This is a genomic window from Streptomyces sp. NPDC056169 (assembly GCF_042268445.1).
In the GTDB taxonomy this organism is placed as follows: domain Bacteria; phylum Actinomycetota; class Actinomycetes; order Streptomycetales; family Streptomycetaceae; genus Streptomyces.
Genome location: NZ_JBHJUO010000004.1, coordinates 90410 through 113085 on the forward strand (window position 1 = coordinate 90410; position 22676 = coordinate 113085).

The following is a 22676-nucleotide window of genomic DNA, read 5'->3' on the forward strand; positions in this document are numbered from 1 at the left end:
GGAGGCGGTTCCTTTGCCGGAGTCAGCCGTGCTCACACTGCGGGGGATCTCCAAACGGTTCGGCGCGGTCCAGGCCCTGAAGGGCTTCGACCTGGAGGTCCACTCCGGCGAGGTCGTCGCCCTCGTCGGCGACAACGGCGCCGGCAAGTCCACCGCCGTCAAGGCGATCGCCGGGGTGAATCCGCCCGACGAGGGCGTCATCGAGTGGGAGGGCCGCCCGGTCTCGATCAACCGGCCCCACGACGCCCAGAACCTCGGCATCGCCACCGTCTACCAGGACCTGGCCCTGTGCGACAACCTCGACGTCGTCGCCAACCTCTTCCTCGGTCGCGAGCTGCGCCGCTTCGGCGTGCTCGACGAGGTCCGCATGGACCAGCGCGCGCGGGAGCTGCTCGACACCCTGTCGATCCGCATCCCGAGCGTCCGCATCCCCGTGGCCTCGCTCTCCGGCGGTCAGCGCCAGACGGTGGCGATCGCCCGCTCGCTGATCGGCGAGCCGAAGGTCGTCATCCTCGACGAGCCCACGGCCGCCCTGGGCGTGGAACAGACGGCCGAGGTGCTCGACCTGGTCGAGCGGCTCCGCGAGCACGGCCTCGCGACCATCCTCATCAGCCACAACATGGTGGACGTGATGGCGGTCGCCGACCGGATAGCCGTCATGCGGCTCGGCCGGAACAACGGCTTCTTCGACAAGCGATCCACGACCACCGAGGAGATCATCTCCGCCATCACCGGGGCCACGGACAGCGCCGTCACCCGCCGCCAGGCCCGCAAGCGGGAGGAGGAGCGATGAGCCGCGACCGAGACCGCGCCGAGGACGCCGCCACCCAGGAACCGGCGAAGGGTTCCGTACCGGCCGTGGACACACGTCTCCTGGTCCGCGAGGAGGGCATCAAGGGGTACGTCGGGGAGTTCCGGCGCAAGCTCCGCGGCGGGGAGCTCGGCTCGCTGCCCGTCATCCTGGCCGTGATCATCATCTGGACGGTGTTCGGCAGCCTCGACAGCACCTTCCTCTCGGCCCAGAACCTCTCCGACCTCAGTCAGCAGATCGTCGGCACCGGCATGATCGCCATCGGCATCGTCTTCGTCCTGCTGCTGGGTGAGATCGACCTGTCCGTCGGCTCGGTCAGCGGCCTGTGCGCCGCCATCTTCGCCGTGCTCAACGTCCTGAACGGCATGAACGAGTGGCTCGCCCTGCTGATCGCCATCGCGGGCGGCGCGGCCGTCGGGCTCATCCAGGGGTTCTTCTTCGCCGAGGTCGGCGTGCCGGCCTTCGTCGTCACCCTGGCCGGCAACCTCGCCTGGAACGGTCTGATGCTCCAGATCCTCGGCAGCAGCGGCACGGTCAACATCCCCAGCGAGAGCGTCGTCTCCAAGCTCTACTCGACGATCTACCACAGCCCCGCCGCCGCCTATGTGACGGCGGCCGTCGGGGTCGGGCTCTTCCTGCTGGCCTCGCTCCTGGACGCGAGCCGGCGCAGGCGGGCCAGAGTCCCTTCCCGGCCGATCGCCGAGATCGTCCTGCGTACGGTCGTGATCGCCGCGATCGCCTTCGTCACCGCGTACATCCTCAACCAGTACCAGGGGCTCCCGCTGGCGCTCCTGATCTTCCTGATCGTGCTCGTGCTCCTGGACTTCGTCCTGCGGCGCACCACGTACGGCCGGCGGATCTTCGCGGTGGGCGGCAACATCGAGGGCGCGCGCCGGGCGGGCATCAGCGTGCCGTTCGTCCGGATGAGCGTCTTCTCGATCTCCGGGACCATGGCGGCGGTCGGCGGTCTCTTCCTGGCGGGCCAGATCCAGTCCGCGAGCCAGACGTCCGGCGGCGGCAACCTGCTGATGAACGTCATCGCCGCCGCGGTCATCGGCGGTACGAGCCTGTTCGGCGGACGCGGTTCCGTCTGGTCCGCGCTGCTCGGCGCGCTGGTGATCGGCTCCATCCAGTCGGGGATGAACATCATGGGCGTCAGCAACGCCGTCCAGTTCATGATCACGGGTTCGGTGCTGCTGGCCGCCGTGGTCGTCGACTCCCTGTCCCGCAGGAGCCAGAAGGCCGCGGGCCGGGCCTGATCCACCGGAGGGCCGCCGATGGCCAGGGAAGCCGGAGCCGATCGCGGGAAGGGCCGGGACGACGGCCGGAGCGAGACCGAGATGGAGCGCGCCGACCGGCGCTGGCTGGAGGTCATCCAGGAGATCCGCGTCGCGCAGACCGGTGTGCAGATCCTCCTCGGCTTCCTCCTCACCGTGGTCTTCACCCCGCACTTCCAGGGTCTGGAGCGGACCGACAAGACGATCTACATGGTCACGATCGTCCTCGCGTCCCTGGCGACCGGCGCGCTCATCGGCCCCGTGGCGTTCCACCGGATCGTGGCGGGGCGGCGGATCAAACCCCGGGCCGTCGTCTGGGCCGCCCGCCTCACCATGACAGGCATCGTGCTCCTGCTCGCGACCCTGACGTCGGCGCTCCTCCTGGTCCTGCGCGTGGCCACGAACGGCTGGTACGTGCCGTGGATCGTCGCCGGGGTCTTCGTCTGGTACCTGCTCTGCTGGTTCGCCCTCCCCCTCTGGGTGCGGTCCCGCTACACCAGCGGGAAGTGACCGCCGCGCCCGCCGTAGGGACCCCGTCGTCGCGAGGCCCCGCCCGCCCGGTGACGCTCAGGCGCCGTCCCGGTCCGTCGTGCCGGGGCCGATCGTGAGCTCGAAGTCGCCGTCGTACTGCTCGTGGCCCGCGATCACGGCGACGGCTACGGCCTCCTCGCCCACCTCGCCACGGACGATGAGCGGGTCCTCGCGCAGGTCCCGCATGAGCGCCACGCACATGCCGATCATGACGAGCACGAACGGGGCCGCCACCAGGATGGTGAGGTTCTGGAGCCCCGCGAGGGCGTCGCCCTGGCCGTCTCCGATGAGGAGCATGATGGCCGCGACCGCGCCGGTCAGCATGCCCCAGAACACCACCACGGGGCGGGTGGGCTCGAAGGCGCCGCGCTGGGAGAGCGTGCCCATGACGAGGGAGGCGGCGTCCGCGCCCGAGACGAAGAAGATCGCGACGAGGACCATCACGAGCAGGCTCATGGTGCCGGTGAGAGGGAACTCCTGAAGCACGCCGAAGAGTTGCCCCTCGGGGGTGCTCTCCCCGGCCAGGTCGCCCTGTTCGCTGAGCTTCATCGCCGTGCCGCCGAAGACGGCGAACCAGACGAGGCTGACGGTGCTGGGCACCAGGATGACGCCGCCGATGAACTGGCGGATGGTCCGGCCCCGGCTGATGCGGGCGATGAACATGCCGACGAAGGGCGTCCAGGAGATCCACCAGGCCCAGTAGAAGACGGTCCAGCTGCCGAGCCAGTCGTGGATGTTCGCGCCGCTGGTCGCCTCGGTGCGGCCGGCCAGCTGCGGCAGCTGGTCGATGTAGGCGGCGAGCGAGGTGGGCAGCAGGTCGAGCACGATGATCGTGGGGCCCGCGACGAAGACGAACACGGCGAGCACCACGGCGAGGACCATGTTGGTGTTGGAGAGCCACTGGATGCCCTTCTCCACACCGGAGACGGCGGAGAAGACGAAGGCCACGGTGAGGACGGCGATGATGCCGACGAGCAGCCCGGTCCCGGTCTTCTCCAGCCAGCCCAGTTCCTCGATGCCGCTGCCGATCTGGAGCGCGCCGAGGCCGAGCGAGGCGGCGGAGCCGAAGAGGGTGGCGAAGATGGCCAGGATGTCGATGAAGCGGCCGGGCCCGCCGTACGCCCGGCGCTCGCCGATGAGCGGGACGAAGACGGCGCTGACGGTCTGGCGGCGCCTGCGCCGGAACGTGGAGTAGGCGATGGCGAGTCCGACGACGGCGTAGATCGCCCACGGGTGGAGCGTCCAGTGGAAGAGCGTGGTGGCCATGGCCGTCTGCATGCGCTCGGCCGAGTCGACGGGGTGGGTGCCGGGCGGCGGGGTGCCGTAGTGGGCGAGGGGTTCGCTCACCCCGTAGAACATCAGGCCGATGCCCATGCCCGCGCTGAACATCATGGCGATCCAGGACACGGTCCGGAACTCGGGGCCCTCGTTCTCCTGGCCGAGGGTGATCCGGCCGTAGCGGCTGATGGCGAGCCACAGCGCGAAGACGACGAAGCCGGACGCGGCCAGCATGAACGCCCAGCCGCCGTCGCGGATCAGTCCTTCGAGGAGCTTGCTGGAGACGCTCTCCAGGCTGTCCGTGGCGGTGGCTCCCCAGACGACGAACGCCAGGGTGAGGACGGCGGTGACACCGAACACGACCCGGTCGGTACGGGCTTGGTGGTGGTGGTCGGGACGGCCGGGGAGGTCGGCCGTCACCGGCAGCCCTTCCCGGCCTCCCCGTTCGGCGCCTGCCCGGCGGCCGTCCGGCCTCTCGTCTTCCTGGGGCACAGAGGACACCTTTCACTGCATTACGGAAAATCGGGACGATGTATCCGTAAGGCAGTACCACAGGCGAGCCCCGACCCGGTGGACCAACAGGCCTTCGCGGCCCGCGCGATGACCGGTGACGCGCTCAGCGGACCGGGTGGAGGCCGCCGGGTCAGGTGGCGGCGCGGCTCTCCAGGATGCCTTGAGGGTGCGCTCGCCCCTCGGCATCTCCTTCCGCGCGTGCGGGCGCTCGCCTTCGTCCAGCGGTTCGCGGGGACGTGGAAGGCCGGGACCGCGACCGGGACCGGGACCGGGACCTCACAGCGTGTCCCCGGGCGCTGTGTGACCGGCGTTACGGACCATGATCGGCGCGGTTGACACAGGCGTAACGGGCATTCCGTACGGTCGGGGCTCGAACGGTTCCCCAGAGAGGCGCCCCGGTGACCCCACACGACACGCAGGCCCCCCGGGCCGACGCCGCCGCCCAGGTGCGGACCGTCTGCTCGTACTGCGGTGTGGGCTGCGGCATGCTCCTCGACATCGGCCTGGGGGCCGACGGCCGCCGTACGGTCCTCAAGGCGACCGGCGACAAGGACCACCCCGCCAACCGCGGGCGCCTCTGCACCAAGGGCGCCACCACCGCCGACATGCTCGCCGCACCCGGACGCCTGACGACCGCCCTCGTCCGGGAGGACCGCGCCGCCGCACCCGTCCCCGTGGACACCGACCTGGCCATCGCCGAGACCGCCCGCCGGCTGCGGGCCGTCGTCGACGAACACGGCCCCGACGCCTTCGCGCTGTACGTCTCGGGCCAGATGAGCCTGGAGGCGCAGTACCTCGCCAACAAGCTCGCCAAGGGCTTCATCGGCACGAACCGGATCGAGTCGAACTCCCGGCTCTGCATGGCGAGCGCCGGCACCGGCTACAAACTCTCCCTCGGCGCCGACGGTCCACCCGGCTCCTACGACGACTTCGAGAAGGCCGACGTCTTCCTCGTCATCGGCTCCAACATGGCCGACTGCCACCCCATCCTCTTCCTCCGCATGATGGACCGGGTCAAGGCCGGGGCGAAGCTGATCGTCGTCGACCCCCGGCGGACGGCCACCGCCGACAAGGCCGACCTGTTCCTCCAGATCAGGCCCGGCGCGGACCTCGCCCTCCTCAACGGCCTGCTGCACCTCCTGCACGAGAACGGCCACACCGACCCCGACTTCATCGCCGCGCACACCGAGGGCTGGGAGGCGATGCCCCCGTTCCTCGCGGACTACCCGCCCGAGGCCGTCGCCGCGCTCACCGGCATACCCGAGCAGGACATCCGCACCGCCGCCGAGTGGATCGGCACGGCCGAGGAGTGGACCAGCTGCTGGACCATGGGCCTCAACCAGTCCACCCACGGCACCTGGAACACCAACGCCCTGATCAACCTCCATCTGGCCACCGGCGCGATCTGCCGCCCCGGCTCCGGCCCCTTCTCCCTCACCGGCCAGCCCAACGCCATGGGCGGACGCGAGATGGGCTACATGGGCCCCGGCCTCCCCGGACAGCGCTCGGTCCTCGTCGCCGAGGACCGGGCCTTCACCGAGGACCTCTGGGAGCTCCCGCCGGGCACCCTCCGCGAGGACGGCTCCGGGACCGGCACGATCGACCTCTTCCGGCGGATGGCGGACGGCGAGATCAAGGCGGCCTGGATCATCTGCACCAACCCGGTCGCCTCCGTCGGCAACCGCGCCACGGTCGTCGCGGGCCTGCGGGCCGCCGAACTCGTCGTCGTCCAGGACGCGTTCGCCGAGACCGAGACCACCGCGTACGCCGACGTCGTCCTGCCCGCCGCGCTGTGGACCGAGACCGAGGGCGTACTGATCAACAGCGAGCGCACCCTCACCCTCGCCCGGCCGGCGGCCGATCCGCCCGGCGAGGCCCTCGCCGACTGGCGGATCATCGCCCTCGTCGCCCGCGCGATGGGCTACGAGAAGGCCTTCGCGTACGAGAGCGCCGAGGAGGTCTTCGAGGAGATCAGTCGCGCCGCGAACCCGAAGACCGGTTACGACCTCGGCGGCGTGACGTACGAGCGGTTGCGCGACACCCCCGTCCAATGGCCCGCGACGGCCGGCGGGCCGGACCGCAACCCGATCCGCTACGTGGCCGGCGACGGCACGGGACCCGTCTTCCCCACGGCGAGCGGCCGGGCCGTCTTCCATCCCCGGCCGCACATCGACGCCGCCGAGATGCCCGACGACGAACATCCGTTCGTCCTCAACACCGGCCGCCTCCAGCACCAGTGGCACACCCTCACCAAGACCGGGAAGGTCGCCAAGCTCAACCGGCTCAACCCGGCGCCCTTCGTCGAGGTGCACCCCGAGGACGCCCTGCGGCTCGGCATCGCGGAGGGCGACGCCGTGGAGATCTCCTCGCGGCGCGGGCAGGTCGTGCTCCCCGCGGTGGTCACCGACCGGGTCAGGCCTGGCTGTTGCTTCGCGCCCTTCCACTGGAACGACCTGTTCGGTGAGCGGCTGTGCGTCAACGCCGTCACGAACGACGCCGTCGATCCCCTCTCCTTCCAGCCGGAGCTGAAGGTGTGCGCGGTGGCACTGGCGAGGGTGGCCACGGACACGGCCTCGGAGGCACCGCCGTCGGCGGACCGCTCACCGGGCGTCGCGGCCCCGGGTGTCGTGGCCCCGGATGCCGTGACCCCGGGCGTCGCGGCCCCCGATGCCGTTGCCTCGGGTGTCGTGGCCCCGCGCGTGGTGATCCCGAGCGGGGTCGTGCCGGCCGGGCCGGCCGCCGCCTTCGGCCTCGCGCCGACCCCGCTGCCCGTCCTCAGCTCCGAGGAACGGCAGTATCTCGTCGGCTTCCTCGCGGGCCTGGAATCCGGTACGCCGGGGGTGCCGGTCCTGCCGCCCGGGGCGCCCTTCCGCGAGGAGCACGCCCGCTGGGTGAACGGCGTGCTCGCCGGCCTGTACTCCCGTGCGCCGCAGGACGCGGCGGCGTCGACGCACGCCGGGACGGCGGAGGGCGCGCCGGGCCGCGAGGTCGTCGTGCTGTGGGCCTCGCAGACCGGAAACGCCGAGGAGTTCGCGGCCGCCACCGCCGAACGGCTCCTCGCGGCCGGGCACCGGCCGGCCCTCACCGGCATGGACACGACCGACCTCACGGCCCTCCCTCCCACCGCCGATCTGCTGCTGATCACCAGCACGTTCGGCGACGGGGACGCACCCGACAACGGCTCCGGCTTCTGGGACGCGCTCGCCGCGCCCGACACCCCGCGGCTCGACGGGCGGCGCTACGCCGTCCTGGCCCTCGGGGACTCCTCGTACGGGGACTTCTGCGGGCACGGGCGGCGCCTGGACCACCGGCTCGACGAACTCGGGGCCGTCCGTCTGGCACCGCGTACGGACTGCGAACCCGACTTCGAGCCCTCCGCCCACGCCTGGCTCGACCAGGTCCTCGCCGGCCTGTCCGACAGCGGTCGGACGCCCCGGGCCTCGTCGGCCCCCTCCGTGTCACCGGCCGCTCCGCCGCCCGCGCGCCGCCCGGGGCCCGCCACCACGCCCGCGCGGCTCGTCGGCAACCGGCTGCTCTCCCTGCCCGGGGCGGGGAAGGAAGTACGGCGGTTCACCTTCGACACCGGCGACAAGGAGGCTCCGCTCGGCTACGAGACCGGCGACGCGCTCGGCGTCCGGCCCGTCAACTGCCCCGACCTCGTGGCCGAATGGCTGGCCGTCACCGGCCTCGACGCGGACGCCCCGGTGGAGCTCTCCGGACCCGGCGGCGTCCCCTTCGGCGAGGCGCTGCACCGCCACCTCGACATCACCCGGACGACGTCCGCGTTCCTCGGCTTCGTCACGGAACGGACCGGCGACCGCGCGCTGAAGAGGCTCCTGCGCCCCGACAACAAGGACGGGCTTGCCCAGTGGACCTGGGGCCGCCAGGCCGTGGACGTCATCGCCGAGCACCCCGTCCGCGCCGCCGCGCAGGAGTGGGCCGACGTCCTGGGACGCCTCAAGCCCCGGCTGTACTCGATCTCCTCCAGCCCGCTCACCGACCCCCACCAGGTCTCGCTGACCGTCTCCGTCGTCCGCTACGAGAGCCTGCGCGGCCGCCCCCGCAAGGGTGTCTGCTCGCCGTTCCTCGCCGACGCCGAACCGGGCTCCCCCGTCCCGGTCTTCGTCCAGCGCGCGCCGCACTTCCGGCCCCCGGAGGACCCCACGACGCCCATGGTCATGATCGGCCCCGGCACGGGCGTGGCTCCCTTCGTCGGCTTCCTCGACGAGCGCCGCGCCCTCGGGCACCGCGCCCCGAACTGGCTCTTCTTCGGCGAGCAGCACCGCGCCACCGACTTCTACTACGAGGAGGAGCTCACCGCCCTCCTCGCCGACGGCACGCTGGACCGGCTGGACACCGCCTTCTCCCGCGACCAGCGCGCCAAGGTCTACGTCCAGGACCGGATGCGGGAGCACGGCCCGCAACTGTGGTCCTGGCTCCAGTCCGGCGCGCACTTCTACGTCTGCGGCGACGCGGCCCGGATGGCGAAGGACGTCGACCGGGCCCTGCGGGACATCGCCGTCACGCACGGCGGCCACGACGAGGAGTCGGCGGCCGTGTACGTGAAACAGCTCGCCGCCGACAAGCGCTACGTCCGGGACGTGTACTGACCGGTCGCCATACGCGCGGCCTCCCGAGGGCAGCGCGCTCGCGGACGCGGCGGCGCTGCTCGGCGCCCGGTCCTATGCGTGGTCCCGGCGGCTCTCCGGGCCGATCAGTCCCGGCCGGCCGCGTCGACCTCGGCGCGGGTGCGCGCCCCGCCGGCCGTGAGCCAGGCCACGACCTCCGCATGGTGCTCGGTGTCGCCGGCGCGGGCGATGTCGAGCGGGGTGAGGCCGCCCCAGCCGATCCGGTCGAGGTCCGCGCCGCAGGCCAGGAGCCGGACGACGGTGGAGAGCCGGCCGCCCTGGCAGGCGCCCCAGAACGCGTCGGTGATCTCTTCCTGGGAGGGCGGCGGTACGGCGGCGAGCCGCGCCTCGACCACCTCGTCGAGCCCGAGCGTCGCGGCGTCCTGGAAGGTGGGACGGGCGCCCAGTTCGAGCAGGCGGCGGGCGGCGCGCCACTGCCCGAAGGCACGGGCATCGGCGAGTGGCGTCCCGTCCGCGATGACGGCTCCGTCGGCCTCGATGTCGGCGCCGGCGGCGACGAGGGCGTCGATCATCGGGACGTCGTCGTTGCTCGCCGCCCAGTGGAGGGGCGTCTCGCGGTGCGCCCCGGTGAAGCGGGTGCCCGGGTCGGCGCCCGCAGCGACCAGTACGGCGACGGTCTCGGGCCCGCGGGGCACGTGGCCCGGCCAGTCGGCGGCCAGGTGCAGCAGGCTCCGCCCGCCGGGGCCGCACCCCTCCCGTTCCTCGACCACCCGGACCGTCGCGAGGCCGGGGTGCCCGGCGAGCAGCCGGCGCAGCGAATCGAGGTCGCCGGAGCGGATGGCCTCGGTGACGGCCACGGCCAAGGGGTCCCGGGAGCGCAGGGAGCGCGGAGTCGGCATACGGACAGGGTGCCGCACGGTCCGCGCGAACTCCGGCTGCGCGGAGCCTTGTCAGCCCTGCGGCGCGACCCTATCCTCGCCGACAGAAAGCGCTTTCCATGTTTGCTCGGGAGCCCGGTACGCGGGGCCGGCTCCCGTCCTCCGACGACGAACAAAGGAAGGCGATCATGAAGCGACGAGTCGCACGGCGACTCCAGGCGGCGCTGGCCACCTTGGCCCTCGCGGCCGCGACAGGGGCTGTGCTGTCGGCACCCGAGGCATCGGCGGCGACCGCCGGCGCCACCGGCTACGCGACGCAGAACGGCGGGACCACCGGCGGCGCCGGCGGGCAGACCGTACGGGCCACCACCGGCACCGCGATCCATGAGGCCCTGTGCGGTCGGGCCACCAGCAGCACCCCGATCACCATCGAGGTCGAGGGAACCGTCAACCACGGCAACACCGCCAAGGTCTCGGGCCCCAGCTGCAACACCGCCGCCGGGGTGATCGAGCTCAAGGAGATCAGCAACGTCACGATCGTCGGCGTCGGCAGCGGAGCCGTCTTCGACCAGCTGGGCATCCACATCCGCCAGTCCAGCAACATCATCATCCAGAACGTGACCGTCAGGAACGTCAAGAAGTCGGGCTCGCCCACGTCCAACGGCGGTGACGCCATCGGCATGGAGAGCGACGTCCGCAACGTCTGGGTCGACCACACCACCCTGGAGGCGTCGGGCGGGGAGTCGGCGGGGTTCGACGGCCTCTTCGACATGAAGGACAACACCCAGTACGTGACGCTGTCCTACAGCACCCTGCGCAACTCCGGCCGCGGTGGCCTCATCGGGTCGAGTGAGACCGAGCTCTCGAACGGCTTCGTCACCTTCCACCACAACCTGTACGAGAACATCGACTCCCGCGCGCCCCTGCTGCGCGGCGGCATCGCCCACATCTACAACAACTACTACGTGAAGCTCAACGAATCCGGGATCAACTCCCGGGCCGGAGCGCGCGCCAAGGTCGACAACAACTACTTCAAGGACTCGAAGGACGTCCTCGGCACCTTCTACACCGACGCGGCCGGGTACTGGCAGGTCGGCGGCAACATCTTCGACAACGTGACCTGGTCGAGCCCCGGCACCGAGAACAACCCGGCGGGCCCGAACCCGCAGTCCAACACCACGGTCGCCATCCCGTACGCCTACACCCTCGACGCGGCGAGCTGCGTACCGAGCGTCGTGAGCCAGACGGCGGGCGCGGGCAAGGGCCTCCAGGTCTCGAACGGCGCCTGCTCGCCCCAGACGCCGACGCCGACCACGCCGACCCCCACCACTCCGACCCCGACGGCGACCACCCCGACGCCGACGGCGACCACTCCCACCCCGACCCCGTCCAGCGGGACCAACCTCAGCATCGGGGCCGGTTCCGACGGTTCCGGCAAGGCCGACGGGACGAGCTACGGCAACGTGCGGGACGGTGACCTGACCACCTACTGGTCACCGGCCGGTACGACGGGATCCGTATCGATCAAGTGGGGCTCCCCCACCGCCGTGTCCCGGGTGGTCGTCAAGGAGACGGCCGGCGCCACGGGCCGGATCGGAGCCTGGCGGCTCCTCGACGCCGGCACCGGCGCCGTCCTCTCCTCCGGCAGCGGCGCGGGGACCGTCACCTTCGCCCGGACCACCCTGAGCAAGATCACCTTCGAGATCACCGGCTCTTCGGCCACGCCACAGGTCGCCGAGTTCGAGACGTACGCCGGATAGCGGCGCCGTCTCACGGCCGTCCGCCGGGACCTGTACCTCCGGTCCCGGCGGACGGTGGCGTGTCCCGCCCGTACCGGCTCAGCTCACGAACTCTCGGTCGCCGTACCGCACCTGGGCCTCGTTCCAGTCGGCCCCGAGGGCGGTCGTGAACGTCCGGGCGAGCGCCAGGTCGGCGACCGGGGCGATGAGGATCAGCCGGCCGTCGAGGGTGACCGAGCCGCCGCCGAGCCTCTCGCGGGCCTCGGCGTCCGCGAGCAGGGCCGCGCGCAGATCACCGGAGGTGACGCCCGGGACCTCGATCTCCACGGCATCGGTCTCCGGCGAGGTCCGCGGCAGACAGCGGAAGGTGAGCACGGACTCCTGGTCGTACTGCTTGGCGATGACGCCCGCGATGTGGTGGAGACCGTCGCGCCCGACCCGATTCACGTCGAACTCCCGCGAACGCTCGTACGTGGCCTGCCGCAGTTCGGTGGACCAGAAGACGCCGTCCAGGAGCTCCGAGGCGCCGGGGCGGGCGCCGTGGGCCCGGATGATCGCGCGTACCTCGTGGCCGAACCGCGTCAGACGGGTGTCGAGCCGCGGGTCGTCGGGATCCGTGATGATCGCGGTGTTGTCGGTGGCGAAGACCTCCGCGGTGGTGGGGCAGTTCCGCTGCTCGCCGGGGCTCGCGTACGTGCTCTGCGCGCCCGCGATCCCGAGCATCAGGGCGGCGACGGCGGTGGTCAGGAAGCGGAACGTCCGCCGGCCGGTGTTGTGGTGGGTCATGGCGTGATCAACGAGGCGGGGCGGCGGGCGTTGCGTGGCCCGCACCCGGGGCTCACCCGGTCGGGTGGAGGTGCGCGAGACCGTGGACGAGGAGACCGAGGCCGAAGTCGAACTCCTCGTCGAGGGAGACGGAGGTGAGGCTCTCGGCGGCCTGGAGGACGGCGGGGTACGCGGCCGGGTCGAGCCGCCGGTAGAAGGCGGCGAGCCGGGGGCCGTCGTCGGGGGCGGCGGCGGGGCCGTACTGCTGGGCCGTGAAGCCGATGACGTAGTGCGTGACGGCGGTGAAGGCGCGGGCGGCGAGGTCCACCGGCAGCCCGTGTGCCAGGAGGGCGCTCAGGACGCGCTCCCGCTGGGCGAGTCCGTGGGGGCCGACGGGTACCTGCGCCGTCAGCAGCGGCAGGGTGTGGGGGTGCCGGCGCAGGGTGTCGTGGAAGCGGTGGGCGGTGAGCGTGAGGGCGTCCCGCCAGTCGGCGCGGGCGGCGAGGTCGTCGAGGTCGACCTCGCCCAGGACCCGGTCGACGACGTACGCCAGGATCTCGTCCTTGCCGTCGAAGTGGCGGTAGAGGGTGGCCGTGCCGGAGTTCAGGGCGTCGGCGAGCAGGCGCAGGGAGAACGCCGGGGTGCCGTGCTCGTCGACGAGGCGCAGGGCGGTGTCGACGATGCGCGCGGTGTCGAGCGAGGGGCGGCCGCGCCTCGGCTCCGCCGCGGGGGCGGGGGCGGGACGCGCCGCCCACCAGGCGGGGCTGCCGGGGGGTGACGGGGTGGCGGCCATGGGTCCGGGGCTCTCTCTCGCGGTGCGGGGCTCAGGGTGGTGCGGTGGCCACCGTACCCGTCGGCCGCACCCCGGCCCGGGGGCCCGGCGGCGTCAGGCGGCCGGGACGCCGGCCGTGCTCCCGACGAGGTCGATGTCGGCGATGTACCCGTCGGGACGGACGAGCACGACGGTGTCCTCGGTGATGCCGTACGCGGCGAGCAGGGCCGCTTCTCGTGGCGTGCGCGGATCGGTGTGCGGCAGCACGACGTGGCGGCGCACCGGGACTCCGGTGGCCGGCCGCGCGGCGCGGTCCAGGGCCGCCGCGGCGCGCGCGCCGAAGGCGAGGGCGGTGAAGTGCGGGCCGCGGTAGAGGTCGAAGAGCCGCGTCGCCTCATCGGTGGGGCGGGGCAGGAGCGCGTCGGGGGCGCGGTCGCCGCTGCGCAGGGTCGCGGTGCGGGGCGTGCCGGTGGGGGCCAGCGGGCCGCCGAAGTAGGAGATGCCCAGCTGGTGTTCGTCGTGGCCGCGGGTGAGCTTGCCGGGGCGGGTGCCGCGCAGGCCTTCGTACAGTTCGGTGGAGCGGCCCAGGACCTGTGCGGCGACGGGGCGCCGCTCGGCCTCGTAGCTGTCGAGGAGTGCGTCGGCGGCGCCGGCGAGGACCTGCTGGAGTTTCCAGCCGAGGTTGTGGGCGTCCTGGATCCCGGTGTTCAGGCCCTGCGCGCCGGCCGGCGTGTGGACGTGGGCGGCGTCGCCGCACAGCAGCAGCCGGCCGTTCCGGTAGCGCTCGGCGAGGCGGACGTTGGGGCGGAAGACCGAGGTCCAGGTGATGTCGCGGAGCGTGAGTGACCGGTCGGCACGGCGGCGGAGGAGGTCGGCGAGGAGGCCCGGGGCGCCGCCGCCATCGCGTCCGTCGAGTCCGTCGAGTCCGTCGAGTCCGTCGACGGTGTCGAGCGTCTCTCCCGGTCGCGTCCTGATCATGATCTGGAAGCGGTTCCCTTCGCCGGGCAGCGGGCACGCCGCGATGCTGCGGCCCCGGGCGCGGGGCCAGATGTGCCAGTGGTCGCGCGAGAGTCCGTCGACCGTGCCGTCGACGAGGATCATCCGGTCGGACTCGTCGGTGGTCCCCTCGAAGGCGATGCCCGCGGCCTTCCGTACGGTGCTGGAGCCGCCGTCCGCACCGACGACGTACCGCGCGGTCAGGACCCGGCCGTCCTCCAGGCGTACCGCGCAGGCCGTGTCGTCCTGCGTGACCTCCACGGCCCGGGCGCCGAAGTCGACGCGGACGCCGAGGCGTTCGACGGCCTCGCGGAGGAGGCCGGTGGTGGCGTACTGCGGGAGCAGGAGCACGTCGGGGTACGGGGTGCCCGCGCTGTCCGGGGCGGTGGCGTGCATCCGCCAGGTCTTCGTGAACGGGCCGAGGTGCAGTCCCATCGGCGGGTAGGCGCCGCCCGCCGCGAGGGCGGCCCCGGCGAGGCCGAAGTCGTCGAGCACTTCGAGCGTGCGCGGCTGGATGCCCTTGGCGCGCGAGCCGGCAAAGCCCTTCCCGGAGCGTTCGAGGAGCCGGACCGCGATGCCCCGGCGGGCCAGATCGAGGGTGAGGGCGAGCCCTACGGGTCCCGCGCCGACGACGATGACCGAGGCGTCCGTACGGACCGCCCCTCTTCGCGTTTCCTTCATTCCCGATGCCCCTCGTTCCGCTCGCGACCTTTAACGGATACACCGTAGCCGAAAATAAAACCCAGCAAGCTTCAGGTGACGCATTGTCGCCAATCGGACACATAGGGCTGCCGTACGGTGCAAAGTGGATGAATCGCCCGAGGGCCGAGTCGTGGCCCGAGCGAAAGGAGCGTGCCGTGCTGTCCGACTTCTTCGACCGTCTGCTGCGCCGAGGTACCGGTTCCGGCACCGGCACCGGCACCGGCACCGGCAGGGGCGTGCCCCCACCGCGCGCGCCCGGAACCCTCGTGTTCGACGCGGACTTCTCCTCCACGGAACAGTGGACCGCGGGTCACTCCTGGGCCTATCCCGACGGCGGGCCGACCAATCCTGGCGACGACAAGCTCGACCACCTGACGGCGGACCCCGCGTACAGCCGCACGGGGCTGTTCCGGGCGACCCGCCGCACGGACGGCGACTGGGACGCCGGGCTGCTCACCACCGAGGGCAGCCCGGAGGCCTTCCTCGTCCGGGCGGGGGACGTCCTGGAGGCCCGGGTACGACTGCCCGAGGAGACGGGCGCCTGGCCGGCGATCTGGACCTGGCTCGACGGCGGGCAGGAGGTCGACGTCTTCGAGTACCACCCTGACAATCCCGACCTGTTGGAGCTGTCGAACCGCGTCCGGGGGCGCCACCACTACTTCCGGGATCCGGCCGTCCGACCCGGGGCCTGGGTCGATCTCCGGGTCGAGTTCGGCGCACGCTCCGTGGTCTGGTGGATCAACGGCGCACGCGTCTTCGACGACCGGCGCGGGGTGGGCCGCTCCTGGCGGGCCCACCTCATCGTGAACCTTTCGGTCTGCGCCGGCCGCTACCACCCGGCACCGGACGCCGGGACGTCGGAGATGTCCTACGAGGTGGCGGAGTTGCGCGTGTACCGCGAGTGACGGCTCTCCGGTCGAGCATCGGACCGTATCGGCAGACAATGGGATGCATGGCACAGAACGCACCTCCGCAGCACGGGCCCTCGACGCTGACCGTCAAGGGCCGGGACATGCGGATCCGCACGCTCGCCTTCATCGTGCTCGCGGGTCTCGCGATCTGGTTCATCGCGGTCAACACCGGGTCGGTCAGCATCCGGCTGTGGATCCCCACCGTGACCCTGCCCCTCTGGGCCGTGCTCACGGTCACCCTGCTCGTCGGCGTCGTCCTCGGCATGTACCTCGCCCGACGGCGAGCCATCCGACGGCGAGCCAGGCGCTGATCGCGCCCGCCCGGCTCGCCGTACCGCCCCGCTTCTCCCTCAGCCGCGGGCCAGCAGCGCGCGCAGGCCGACGGTGAGGCGTTCGTACTCCTCGGGCCGGTTGTAGAGCTGTCCGGAGATCCGGATGCCGCCGCCACCGGGCCAGTTCCAGATCAGCACGCGGCAGCCGAGCCGGGCGGCGATCCCCTCGCGCAGCGCGGCCGCCTCCGACCGGGTGCGGGCGAGGCTCGCCGGCAGGCGCAGCGACCGCATCGCCAGGCCCTCGCCGTACGGAAGCGGTGTCACGCCCGGGAGCTCGTCGAGCAACTCCGCTCCGTAGCAGACCAGTTCGGCGTTGTACGCACGCACCCGGTCGGCACCGAGCCCGGCGATGAGGTCGAGGCCTTCGGGTGCGGCGAGCCAGCCGGTGTAGTCGGCGGTGGCGCGGAACTCGACCGCGCGGGGGAAGCCGCGGTCGTCCTCCCAGGAGGGCACGGGCGCGCCGACCCGGGCCCGGTGGGCGGGCGCCACCGCGAGGACGGCGGTGCCCGGTGGCGCGTAGGCCCACTTGTGGAGGTTGCCGAACCAGAAGTCGGGTTCGCCCGCCAGCGGTTCGGCGAGCATGCCCGGCGCGTGGGCGCCGTCGACCACGCTGGTGATCCCGCGCTCGCGCAGCTCGGCGAGCAGGCGCGGGGTGGCGAGCGGCCGGGCGGTGGGCGAGCTGATCTGATCGATCAGCACCACCCGCGTCCGGGGCGTGAGGGCGGCGAGCACCGTCTCGCGCACCGCGTCCTCGTCCGGCAGGGCGGGGTCGAGGGCGACGACGGCCGTCCGGGCGCGGCGGGCGGCCGCCGCGACGACCGTGCCGTAGCCGTGGTCGGTGACCAGGACCTCGTCGCCGGTGTCCAGGCGCAGGGCGTCGAGCGCGAGGTTGGCGGCCTCGGTGGCGTTGGTGACGAAGGCGATCCCCTCGGGGTCGGCGCCCAGGTGGGCCGCGACGCGCCCCCGGGCCGCGGCGAGGCGGTCGGGGACGCCGAGGAAGAACGCGTCGGGGTCGGCCATGGCCTCCGCCGCCAGGCGCCGCTGGGCCTCGGCGACGGGGGCGGGAACGGCGCCGAAGGAGCCGTGGTTGAGGTGGGCCACCCCCGGGTCGAGCCGGAACAGGCCCGCCCCTCCGGGGAATTCCCCGCCCCTCCTCGCCCCGCCCGGGGACACGGCGGACGCGGTCGCTGTCATCGGACCTCGACGGCGACGGTCCGGCCGGGGGCCACGCGCGTACGGACGACGGTGTAGGTCGCCCCGTCGATCACCTCGGTGCGGGCCGGGCGGACCACCCCGTCGACGGCGACGGCGGCGTGGGCGCCCGGGAAGCGGGCCACCCAGGTGTACGGGGCGCTGCCCGAGGTGTGGGTGAGGGTCGAGCGGCGGTCGGTGTCGTGGCGCAGGGTGAAGGCGGAGTCGCCGACGCGCAGGTCCTCGATGCCCAGCCACTCCATGCCGGAGGGCAGCCGGGACTGGGTGGCGAGGGTGCGGGCCGGGGCGTTCGGGGTGACGCCCATCAGGCCCTGGACGGTCTGGCCGACGAGGGTGAAGGAGACCTCCGGGTAGTCGCCGTTGGTGCCCTGGCGGGAGTTGACGTGCTGGACGTCCTTCTGGGCGTAGATGTGGCGCATCCACTTCCAGGCGGTGTCGGCGCGGTTGTTCGTGAGGAAGGTGTCGGGGAGGTAGGTCAGGGCCTCGATGTTGTCGGGGCGTCCGTCACCCTCGGACTGCTGGTCGATGTAGTCGAGGTACGCCTCGCGCCGCTCCCCCGGGGCGACGATCTGCTTCATCGGCATGAACCAGCTGTTCTCCTTGCCCCAGCCGGTCAGGGCGCGCCCGTCGGTGGTGTAGCCGCGCACCATGTCGGCGCCCGAACCACTGCCGCTCCAGGTGGAGTTGAAGTACGTCTTGAGTTCGCGGGCCCGGCGCTCGAAGCGGGCCGCGAGCGGGTGGTCGCCCTTGGCGCGGGCGAGGGAGGCCATCGCGCGGTAGGCCTGGTACTGCGAGCCGATGGCGTCGCCGGCCTCGGCGAGCGGTTCGTCGCTCTGCTCGTTGTAGCTGGCGACGCCCCGGAAGATGCCCTTGCCGGTGCCCTCGGCCACGCTCACCGCGCCGTTGTCCTTCTGCCCGTCGTGGAGGGTGACGAACTCCTCGGTGACGTGGCGGTAGAACTCCCACAGGGCGGGGTCGTCGAGGTAGGCGGGGTCGCCGCTCCAGCGGTACGCCTCCTCGGCCTTCTGCACCAGCTCGAAGGGGGCGGGAACCTCGCGGACGAAGAGGCTCGGGCCACGGTAGTCGATGGAGAGGTAGGAGCGGTTGTCGAAGTTGAGGGCCCACACCGGGTAGTAGGCGTGCTCGGCGGTGGCGGAGGCGGCGAAGGCGCGCAGCATCTCCTTGTTCTCGCTGTGCAGGCCCAGCACCCCGGCGCCGGAGAGCTGGTGGGCCATGTCCCGGGAGTAGTAGCCGCTGCGGTTGGCGTAACCCGCCCAGTAGGAGGGGGCGTAGACGCCGGTGCCGGTGCCGCCGGTCTGGCGTTCGTCCGCGTCGAGCGGGCCCTGGGTGCCGGGCAGGTGGACCCAGCTGTTGGCCTTGCCCTTGGCCCAGTCGAACATCTCGACGATCTCGGGGTCGCTGGACGAGATGCGGGGGTCGGCGGGGGCGGCCGGGGAGACCATCACGTCGTCGACGTTGACCCAGCCCTCCCCCGACTCGAAGCCGATCTCCAGCCGGTCCCCGGGGGCGAGCGCGATCCGGCCGAGGGTGTGGCGGCGGTAGTTGGCGGCGGCGGGCAGGGACCGCTCGGCGACGGTGGCGCCGTTGATCCGCAGGACGTAGCGGCCACCGGGGCCGCCGGTGGCGATCCACGCGGAGACGAGGTAGCCGCCGTGGCCGGTGGCGGTCACGGTCTGGGAGACCTTCATGCCGCTGCCGGCGTCGAGGTAGGCCAGCCGGTTCCCGGCGTGCGGGTTGTTGCTCGCGACGCCGGTCCCGGAGGTGAACTCCCATCCGGTCCCGCCCTGTTCGAAGCCGGGATCGGCGACGGCCAGCACCGCGGGGGCGGACGGGGAGGCCGGGGCGGACGGGGAGGCCGCCGCCGGGGCGGTGACCGCGCCGCTCGCGGCGAGTGAGGCGAGCAGGGCGACGGCGGACAGCAGCGACAGGCGGGAACGCGTCATGAGGGTCTCTCCCGGGTCGGGGCGTGGCATGGCGTGGCGGTCGGGGCGTTGCGGTCAGGGCGGGGCAGTCGGAGAGGGGCAGTCGGGGCGCGCGGCACGCTAGCAACCACTTCGAAAGGATGGCAATGATCTCGTCAGAAATGACTGAGGGATCGAACTGAAAGTTTTCATTGAGGGATTGCAAGTCTGCTCGGCACCCTTGTAATGTCCGGCCCCGTCAAGTTCCGCAACGGTGCGAGCGAGGAGATCCGACATGACGGACCAGCAGAGCGGGAGACGGCCGGGACGCCGGCAGGTACTGCGCGAGGGCGGCGCCCTGGCGGCGGCCGGAATCGGCGGGCTCGGCCTCACCGGCCTGACGACGCTCACCGGCTGTTCGGGCAGCGGCGACACCGGCGCGGGCGGCGGGGGCGCCGCCGGCGATCCGCGCAAGGGCCGGATCACCGTCTGGTCCTGGCAGGGCCCGGCCGCCGAACTGAAGGCGCTGATACCGGAGTTCAACAAGAAGTACCCGGACATCCAGGTGACCGTCGAGGACATCGGCAACCCCGCGATCTGGGACAAGATCACGGCCGGTCTCGCCGCCGGCGGCCAGGGCCTCGCCGACGTCCTGCACATCGGCGTGGACTACCTCCCGGGGTACGTCGAGCGCTTCCCCGGCGGCCTCGCCGACCTCGCCCCGCTGGGCGCCACCGCCCACAAGGACGCCTTCGCCGCCGGTCTGTGGCAGACCGTCTCCCCCGACGGCAAGCGGGTCGACGCCCTGCCCTGGGAGGCGAACTCGGCGGGGTTCTACTACCGGTCCGACCTCTTCGAGAAGGCCGGGGTCGACGTCGAGGGGCTCCAGACCTGGGACGAGACCATCGAGTCCGGCAAGCAGCTCAAGGCGCGCACCGGCGCGCACCTCCTCGGCATCGACAAGCCGGCCTCGCAGCCCGACGCCGCCAACTTCTTCCAGATGCTGCTCCAGCTCCAGGGCGCCTTCTACTTCGACCTGGAGGGCCGCATCACCCTGGACTCGCCGGAGGCCGTCCGGGCGATGACGCTCATCAAGACCATGAACGACGCCGGTCTGGTCAGCAATCTGGCCGGCGGCTGGAACGCCCTGATGAGCTCCCTCAAGAAGGGCACCGCAGCCGTGCTGCCCTGGCCCACCTGGTTCGGCGGGATCATCGAGGAGCAGGTGCCCGGCGAGGCCGGCAAGTGGAAGGTCCGGCTTCCCCCGGCCGTCCGTCGCGGCGGCACCACGGCGGCCACGGTGAACTCGACCCACCTCGCGATCGCCGGCAGCAGCAAGCAGCAGGCGGCGGCCTGGTCCTTCGTCGAGTTCGCGCTGACCCGCCCCGCCTCCCAGGTGCGGATCTACCGGGGCAAGGGCATCGCGCCCGCGCTCCTCAAGGCGTACGACGACTCGGTCTTCCACGAGCCCTCCGCCTTCTTCGGCGGGCAGCGCAAGGGCGAGATCTTCCTCTCCGCCCTCAAGGCGCCCAGCCCCGCCGTGAACTACACCGCCGACTACGCGCGCGCCCTGAAGCTCGTCACCGACGCCCAGTCGAAGGTGCTGCTCAAGGGTGCCGACCCGGCGAAGGTCCTCGCCGAGGCCGCGAGCGAGCTGGCCCGCCAGACCGGCAGGAAGAACGTGCGATGACACCGACCGCGCCCGCCGCGATCGCGACCAGCACCACGACCGCGCCCCACCCCTCCGCACAGCGCCGCAGGCGGAGGGGCCCGGCCGCCCCGTACCTCTTCGTGCTCCCCGCACTGCTGCTCTTCGCCGCGTTCAAGCTCTACCCCATCGGCTGGTCGTTCCTCCTCAGCCTGCACCGCACCGTGGGCGGCACCGAGACCTTCGTCGGCGCCGACAACTACCTGCGCCTCGCCGACGACCCGATCTTCTGGACCGCGCTGCGCAACACCGGGATCATCCTCGTCGTCCAGGTGCCGCTGATGCTGGCGCTCGCCACCGGGCTCGCGGTCGCCCTCGACTCCACGCTGCTGCGCGGCCGGCCCGTCTTCCGGCTCGGCTTCTTCCTGCCGATGGTCACCGGCCTCGTCGCGTACGGCATCGTCTTCTCCGTCCTCCTCAACGAGGAGTACGGGCTCGTCAACTGGCTCTTCGGCCTCGTCGGCGTCGACCCGGTGCCCTGGCTGACCGAGGGCATGTGGGCGCGGATCTCCCTGGGTCTGGCCCTGACCTGGCACTACACCGGGTACAACGCCGTGATCCTGCTCGCCCGCCTCCAGACGATCCCGGCCGAGCTGTACGACGCCGCCGCCGTCGACGGCGCCGGGGCGCTGGGCTCCTTCCGCCACGTCACGCTCCCCGGGCTGCGGCCCGCGCTGCTGCTCACGACCGTCCTGTCCACGATCGGCACGCTCCAGCTCTTCGACGAGCCGTACGTCCTCACCGGCGGCGGGCCCGACAACGCGACCCTGACCATCGGCGTGTACCTCTACCAGAACGCCTTCAAGTACTTCGACTTCGGCTACGCCTCCGCCGTCGCCTACGCCCTCACCGTCCTCGTCGGAGTCCTCGGCCTGATCCAGTTCCGCCTCCTCGGGGAGAAGTCGTGACCACCCGCATCCGCCATCCCGGCCGGAGCATCCTGCTCACCTCCGGGCTCGCCATCGCCCTGGCCGCCGTCGCGGTCCCCTTCTACTGGCTGGCCGTCGGCGCCACCCACAGCTCGCAGGAGATCTTCGACAGCCCGCCGCCGCTGCTGCCCGGCGGACACCTCGCGGAGAACCTCACCACCCTCCAGGAGACCGCGGACTTCGGCCGGGTCGTGCTCAACTCCCTCGGCATCTCGACGGTCTACACGCTCCTCGCGGGCGCCGTGTGCACGCTCGCCGGATACGGCTTCGCCACCTACCGGTTCCGCGGCCGCGAGGCGCTGTTCGGGCTCCTCATGCTCGGCCTGGTCGTGCCCGCGCAGATCACGCTCGTCCCCCTGTTCAAGATGATGGCCGAGCTGCACTGGCTCAACACCTACCAGGCCGTCATCGCCCCCAACCTGGCCCTGCCCTTCGGCATCTTCCTGATGCGCCAGTCGATGGCCGCACTGCCGAAGGAGCTGCTCGACTCCGGCCGGATGGACGGCTGCGGGGAGTTCCGGCTGTTCTGGCGGGTGGCCCTGCCCCCGATGCGCCCGTCGCTCGCGGCCCTCGCGCTGTTCCTCTTCCTGTACCAGTGGAACGACTTCATCTGGCCGCTCATCGTGCTGCGCGACGACAGTACGTTCACCATCCCGGTGGCGCTCGCCTCCCTCCAGGGCCTGGACGAGACCGACTACGGCGCCATCCTGGCCGGCACCGCCATCGCCGCCGTACCCATGGCGATCGTCTTCCTCGCCCTCCAGCGTCACTTCGTGTCCGGGCTCCTCGCGGGCGCGGTGAAGGAATGAAC

At 72.2% G+C, this 22676-nt stretch carries 17 protein-coding genes; 10 read left to right on the forward strand and 7 right to left on the reverse strand.

What is annotated here, in order from left to right; genetic code table 11:
- Positions 1 to 28: 28 nt before the first annotated feature.
- The 3 genes from ACFC0G_RS07540 to ACFC0G_RS07550 are packed head-to-tail and all read left to right on the forward strand — an operon-like array spanning position 29 to position 2598.
- On the forward strand, positions 29 to 793 hold the full coding sequence (locus ACFC0G_RS07540; RefSeq protein WP_376398716.1) for an ATP-binding cassette domain-containing protein: 765 nt from the start codon (positions 29 to 31) through the stop codon (positions 791 to 793).
- Positions 790 to 2070 carry a sugar ABC transporter permease gene (locus tag ACFC0G_RS07545; protein WP_376398719.1) on the forward strand — a complete coding sequence of 427 codons (1281 nt, stop codon included), beginning with the start codon at positions 790 to 792 and terminating at the stop codon, positions 2068 to 2070. The genes ACFC0G_RS07540 and ACFC0G_RS07545 overlap by 4 nt, the downstream gene beginning before the upstream one ends.
- Before the next feature lie 18 nt (positions 2071 to 2088).
- The gene (locus ACFC0G_RS07550) at positions 2089 to 2598 is read left to right on the forward strand and encodes a DUF6328 family protein (RefSeq protein ID WP_376398722.1); all 510 of its coding nucleotides are present in this window, start codon (positions 2089 to 2091) and stop codon (positions 2596 to 2598) included.
- A 57-nt stretch (positions 2599 to 2655) separates the two neighbouring features.
- On the opposite strand, the gene ACFC0G_RS07555 is transcribed toward ACFC0G_RS07550, so the two are convergent.
- Complete coding sequence (locus ACFC0G_RS07555; protein ID WP_376398724.1) at positions 2656 to 4389, reverse strand: BCCT family transporter; 1734 nt, start codon at positions 4387 to 4389, stop codon at positions 2656 to 2658.
- Positions 4390 to 4895: 506 nt separating this feature from the next.
- On the opposite strand from ACFC0G_RS07555, the gene ACFC0G_RS07560 reads away from it, so the two are divergent.
- The gene (locus tag ACFC0G_RS07560) at positions 4896 to 9020 is read left to right on the forward strand and encodes a molybdopterin-dependent oxidoreductase (RefSeq protein WP_376399513.1); all 4125 of its coding nucleotides are present in this window, start codon (positions 4896 to 4898) and stop codon (positions 9018 to 9020) included.
- A gap of 104 nt (positions 9021 to 9124) precedes the next feature.
- Here ACFC0G_RS07560 and ACFC0G_RS07565 read toward each other — a convergent pair whose 3' ends face one another.
- Positions 9125 to 9898, reverse strand: a complete 774-nt coding sequence (locus tag ACFC0G_RS07565) for an ankyrin repeat domain-containing protein (RefSeq protein ID WP_376398727.1) — start codon at positions 9896 to 9898, stop codon at positions 9125 to 9127.
- 167 nt (positions 9899 to 10065) lie between these two features.
- Here ACFC0G_RS07565 and ACFC0G_RS07570 point away from each other — a divergent pair, with 167 nt between their 5' ends.
- Complete coding sequence (locus ACFC0G_RS07570) at positions 10066 to 11637, forward strand: polysaccharide lyase family 1 protein (RefSeq protein WP_376398731.1); 1572 nt, start codon at positions 10066 to 10068, stop codon at positions 11635 to 11637.
- A 78-nt stretch (positions 11638 to 11715) separates the two neighbouring features.
- On the opposite strand, the gene ACFC0G_RS07575 is transcribed toward ACFC0G_RS07570, so the two are convergent.
- The 3 genes from ACFC0G_RS07575 to ACFC0G_RS07585 form a co-directional block, all read right to left on the reverse strand.
- Entirely contained in the window at positions 11716 to 12402 is a 687-nt protein-coding gene (locus ACFC0G_RS07575) for a hypothetical protein (protein WP_376398734.1), read from the reverse strand.
- Positions 12403 to 12454: 52 nt separating this feature from the next.
- Positions 12455 to 13174: a TetR/AcrR family transcriptional regulator gene (locus ACFC0G_RS07580; RefSeq protein WP_376398737.1), complete on the reverse strand. Its 720-nt coding sequence runs from the start codon at positions 13172 to 13174 to the stop codon at positions 12455 to 12457.
- 93 nt (positions 13175 to 13267) lie between these two features.
- Positions 13268 to 14830, reverse strand: a complete 1563-nt coding sequence (locus ACFC0G_RS07585) for an FAD-dependent monooxygenase (protein WP_376398740.1) — start codon at positions 14828 to 14830, stop codon at positions 13268 to 13270.
- Positions 14831 to 15087: 257 nt separating this feature from the next.
- Between ACFC0G_RS07585 and ACFC0G_RS07590 the strand changes: the two genes are divergently transcribed.
- Together ACFC0G_RS07590 and ACFC0G_RS07595 are read left to right on the forward strand one after the other, a co-directional pair.
- Entirely contained in the window at positions 15088 to 15756 is a 669-nt protein-coding gene (locus ACFC0G_RS07590; protein WP_376399516.1) for a beta-glucanase, read from the forward strand.
- Between the two features lie 47 nt (positions 15757 to 15803).
- Positions 15804 to 16073 (forward strand): LapA family protein, encoded by a 270-nt coding sequence (locus ACFC0G_RS07595; protein ID WP_376398743.1) that lies wholly within the window; start codon positions 15804 to 15806, stop codon positions 16071 to 16073.
- A 39-nt stretch (positions 16074 to 16112) separates the two neighbouring features.
- Here ACFC0G_RS07595 and ACFC0G_RS07600 read toward each other — a convergent pair whose 3' ends face one another.
- Positions 16113 to 17288: an aminotransferase class V-fold PLP-dependent enzyme gene (locus ACFC0G_RS07600; protein ID WP_376398746.1), complete on the reverse strand. Its 1176-nt coding sequence runs from the start codon at positions 17286 to 17288 to the stop codon at positions 16113 to 16115.
- Positions 17285 to 19270 (reverse strand): hypothetical protein, encoded by a 1986-nt coding sequence (locus ACFC0G_RS07605; protein ID WP_376398748.1) that lies wholly within the window; start codon positions 19268 to 19270, stop codon positions 17285 to 17287. The genes ACFC0G_RS07600 and ACFC0G_RS07605 overlap by 4 nt, the downstream gene beginning before the upstream one ends.
- 253 nt (positions 19271 to 19523) lie before the next feature.
- Here ACFC0G_RS07605 and ACFC0G_RS07610 point away from each other — a divergent pair, with 253 nt between their 5' ends.
- From ACFC0G_RS07610 to ACFC0G_RS07620, 3 genes are read left to right on the forward strand one after another with little or no spacing between them, the layout of a single operon-like run.
- The gene (locus tag ACFC0G_RS07610; protein ID WP_376398751.1) at positions 19524 to 20918 is read left to right on the forward strand and encodes an ABC transporter substrate-binding protein; all 1395 of its coding nucleotides are present in this window, start codon (positions 19524 to 19526) and stop codon (positions 20916 to 20918) included.
- Positions 20915 to 21844 carry a carbohydrate ABC transporter permease gene (locus ACFC0G_RS07615; RefSeq protein ID WP_376398754.1) on the forward strand — a complete coding sequence of 310 codons (930 nt, stop codon included), beginning with the start codon at positions 20915 to 20917 and terminating at the stop codon, positions 21842 to 21844. The genes ACFC0G_RS07610 and ACFC0G_RS07615 overlap by 4 nt, the downstream gene beginning before the upstream one ends.
- Positions 21841 to 22674 carry a carbohydrate ABC transporter permease gene (locus ACFC0G_RS07620; protein ID WP_376398757.1) on the forward strand — a complete coding sequence of 278 codons (834 nt, stop codon included), beginning with the start codon at positions 21841 to 21843 and terminating at the stop codon, positions 22672 to 22674. The genes ACFC0G_RS07615 and ACFC0G_RS07620 overlap by 4 nt, the downstream gene beginning before the upstream one ends.
- The last annotated feature ends 2 nt before the right edge of the window (positions 22675 to 22676 follow it).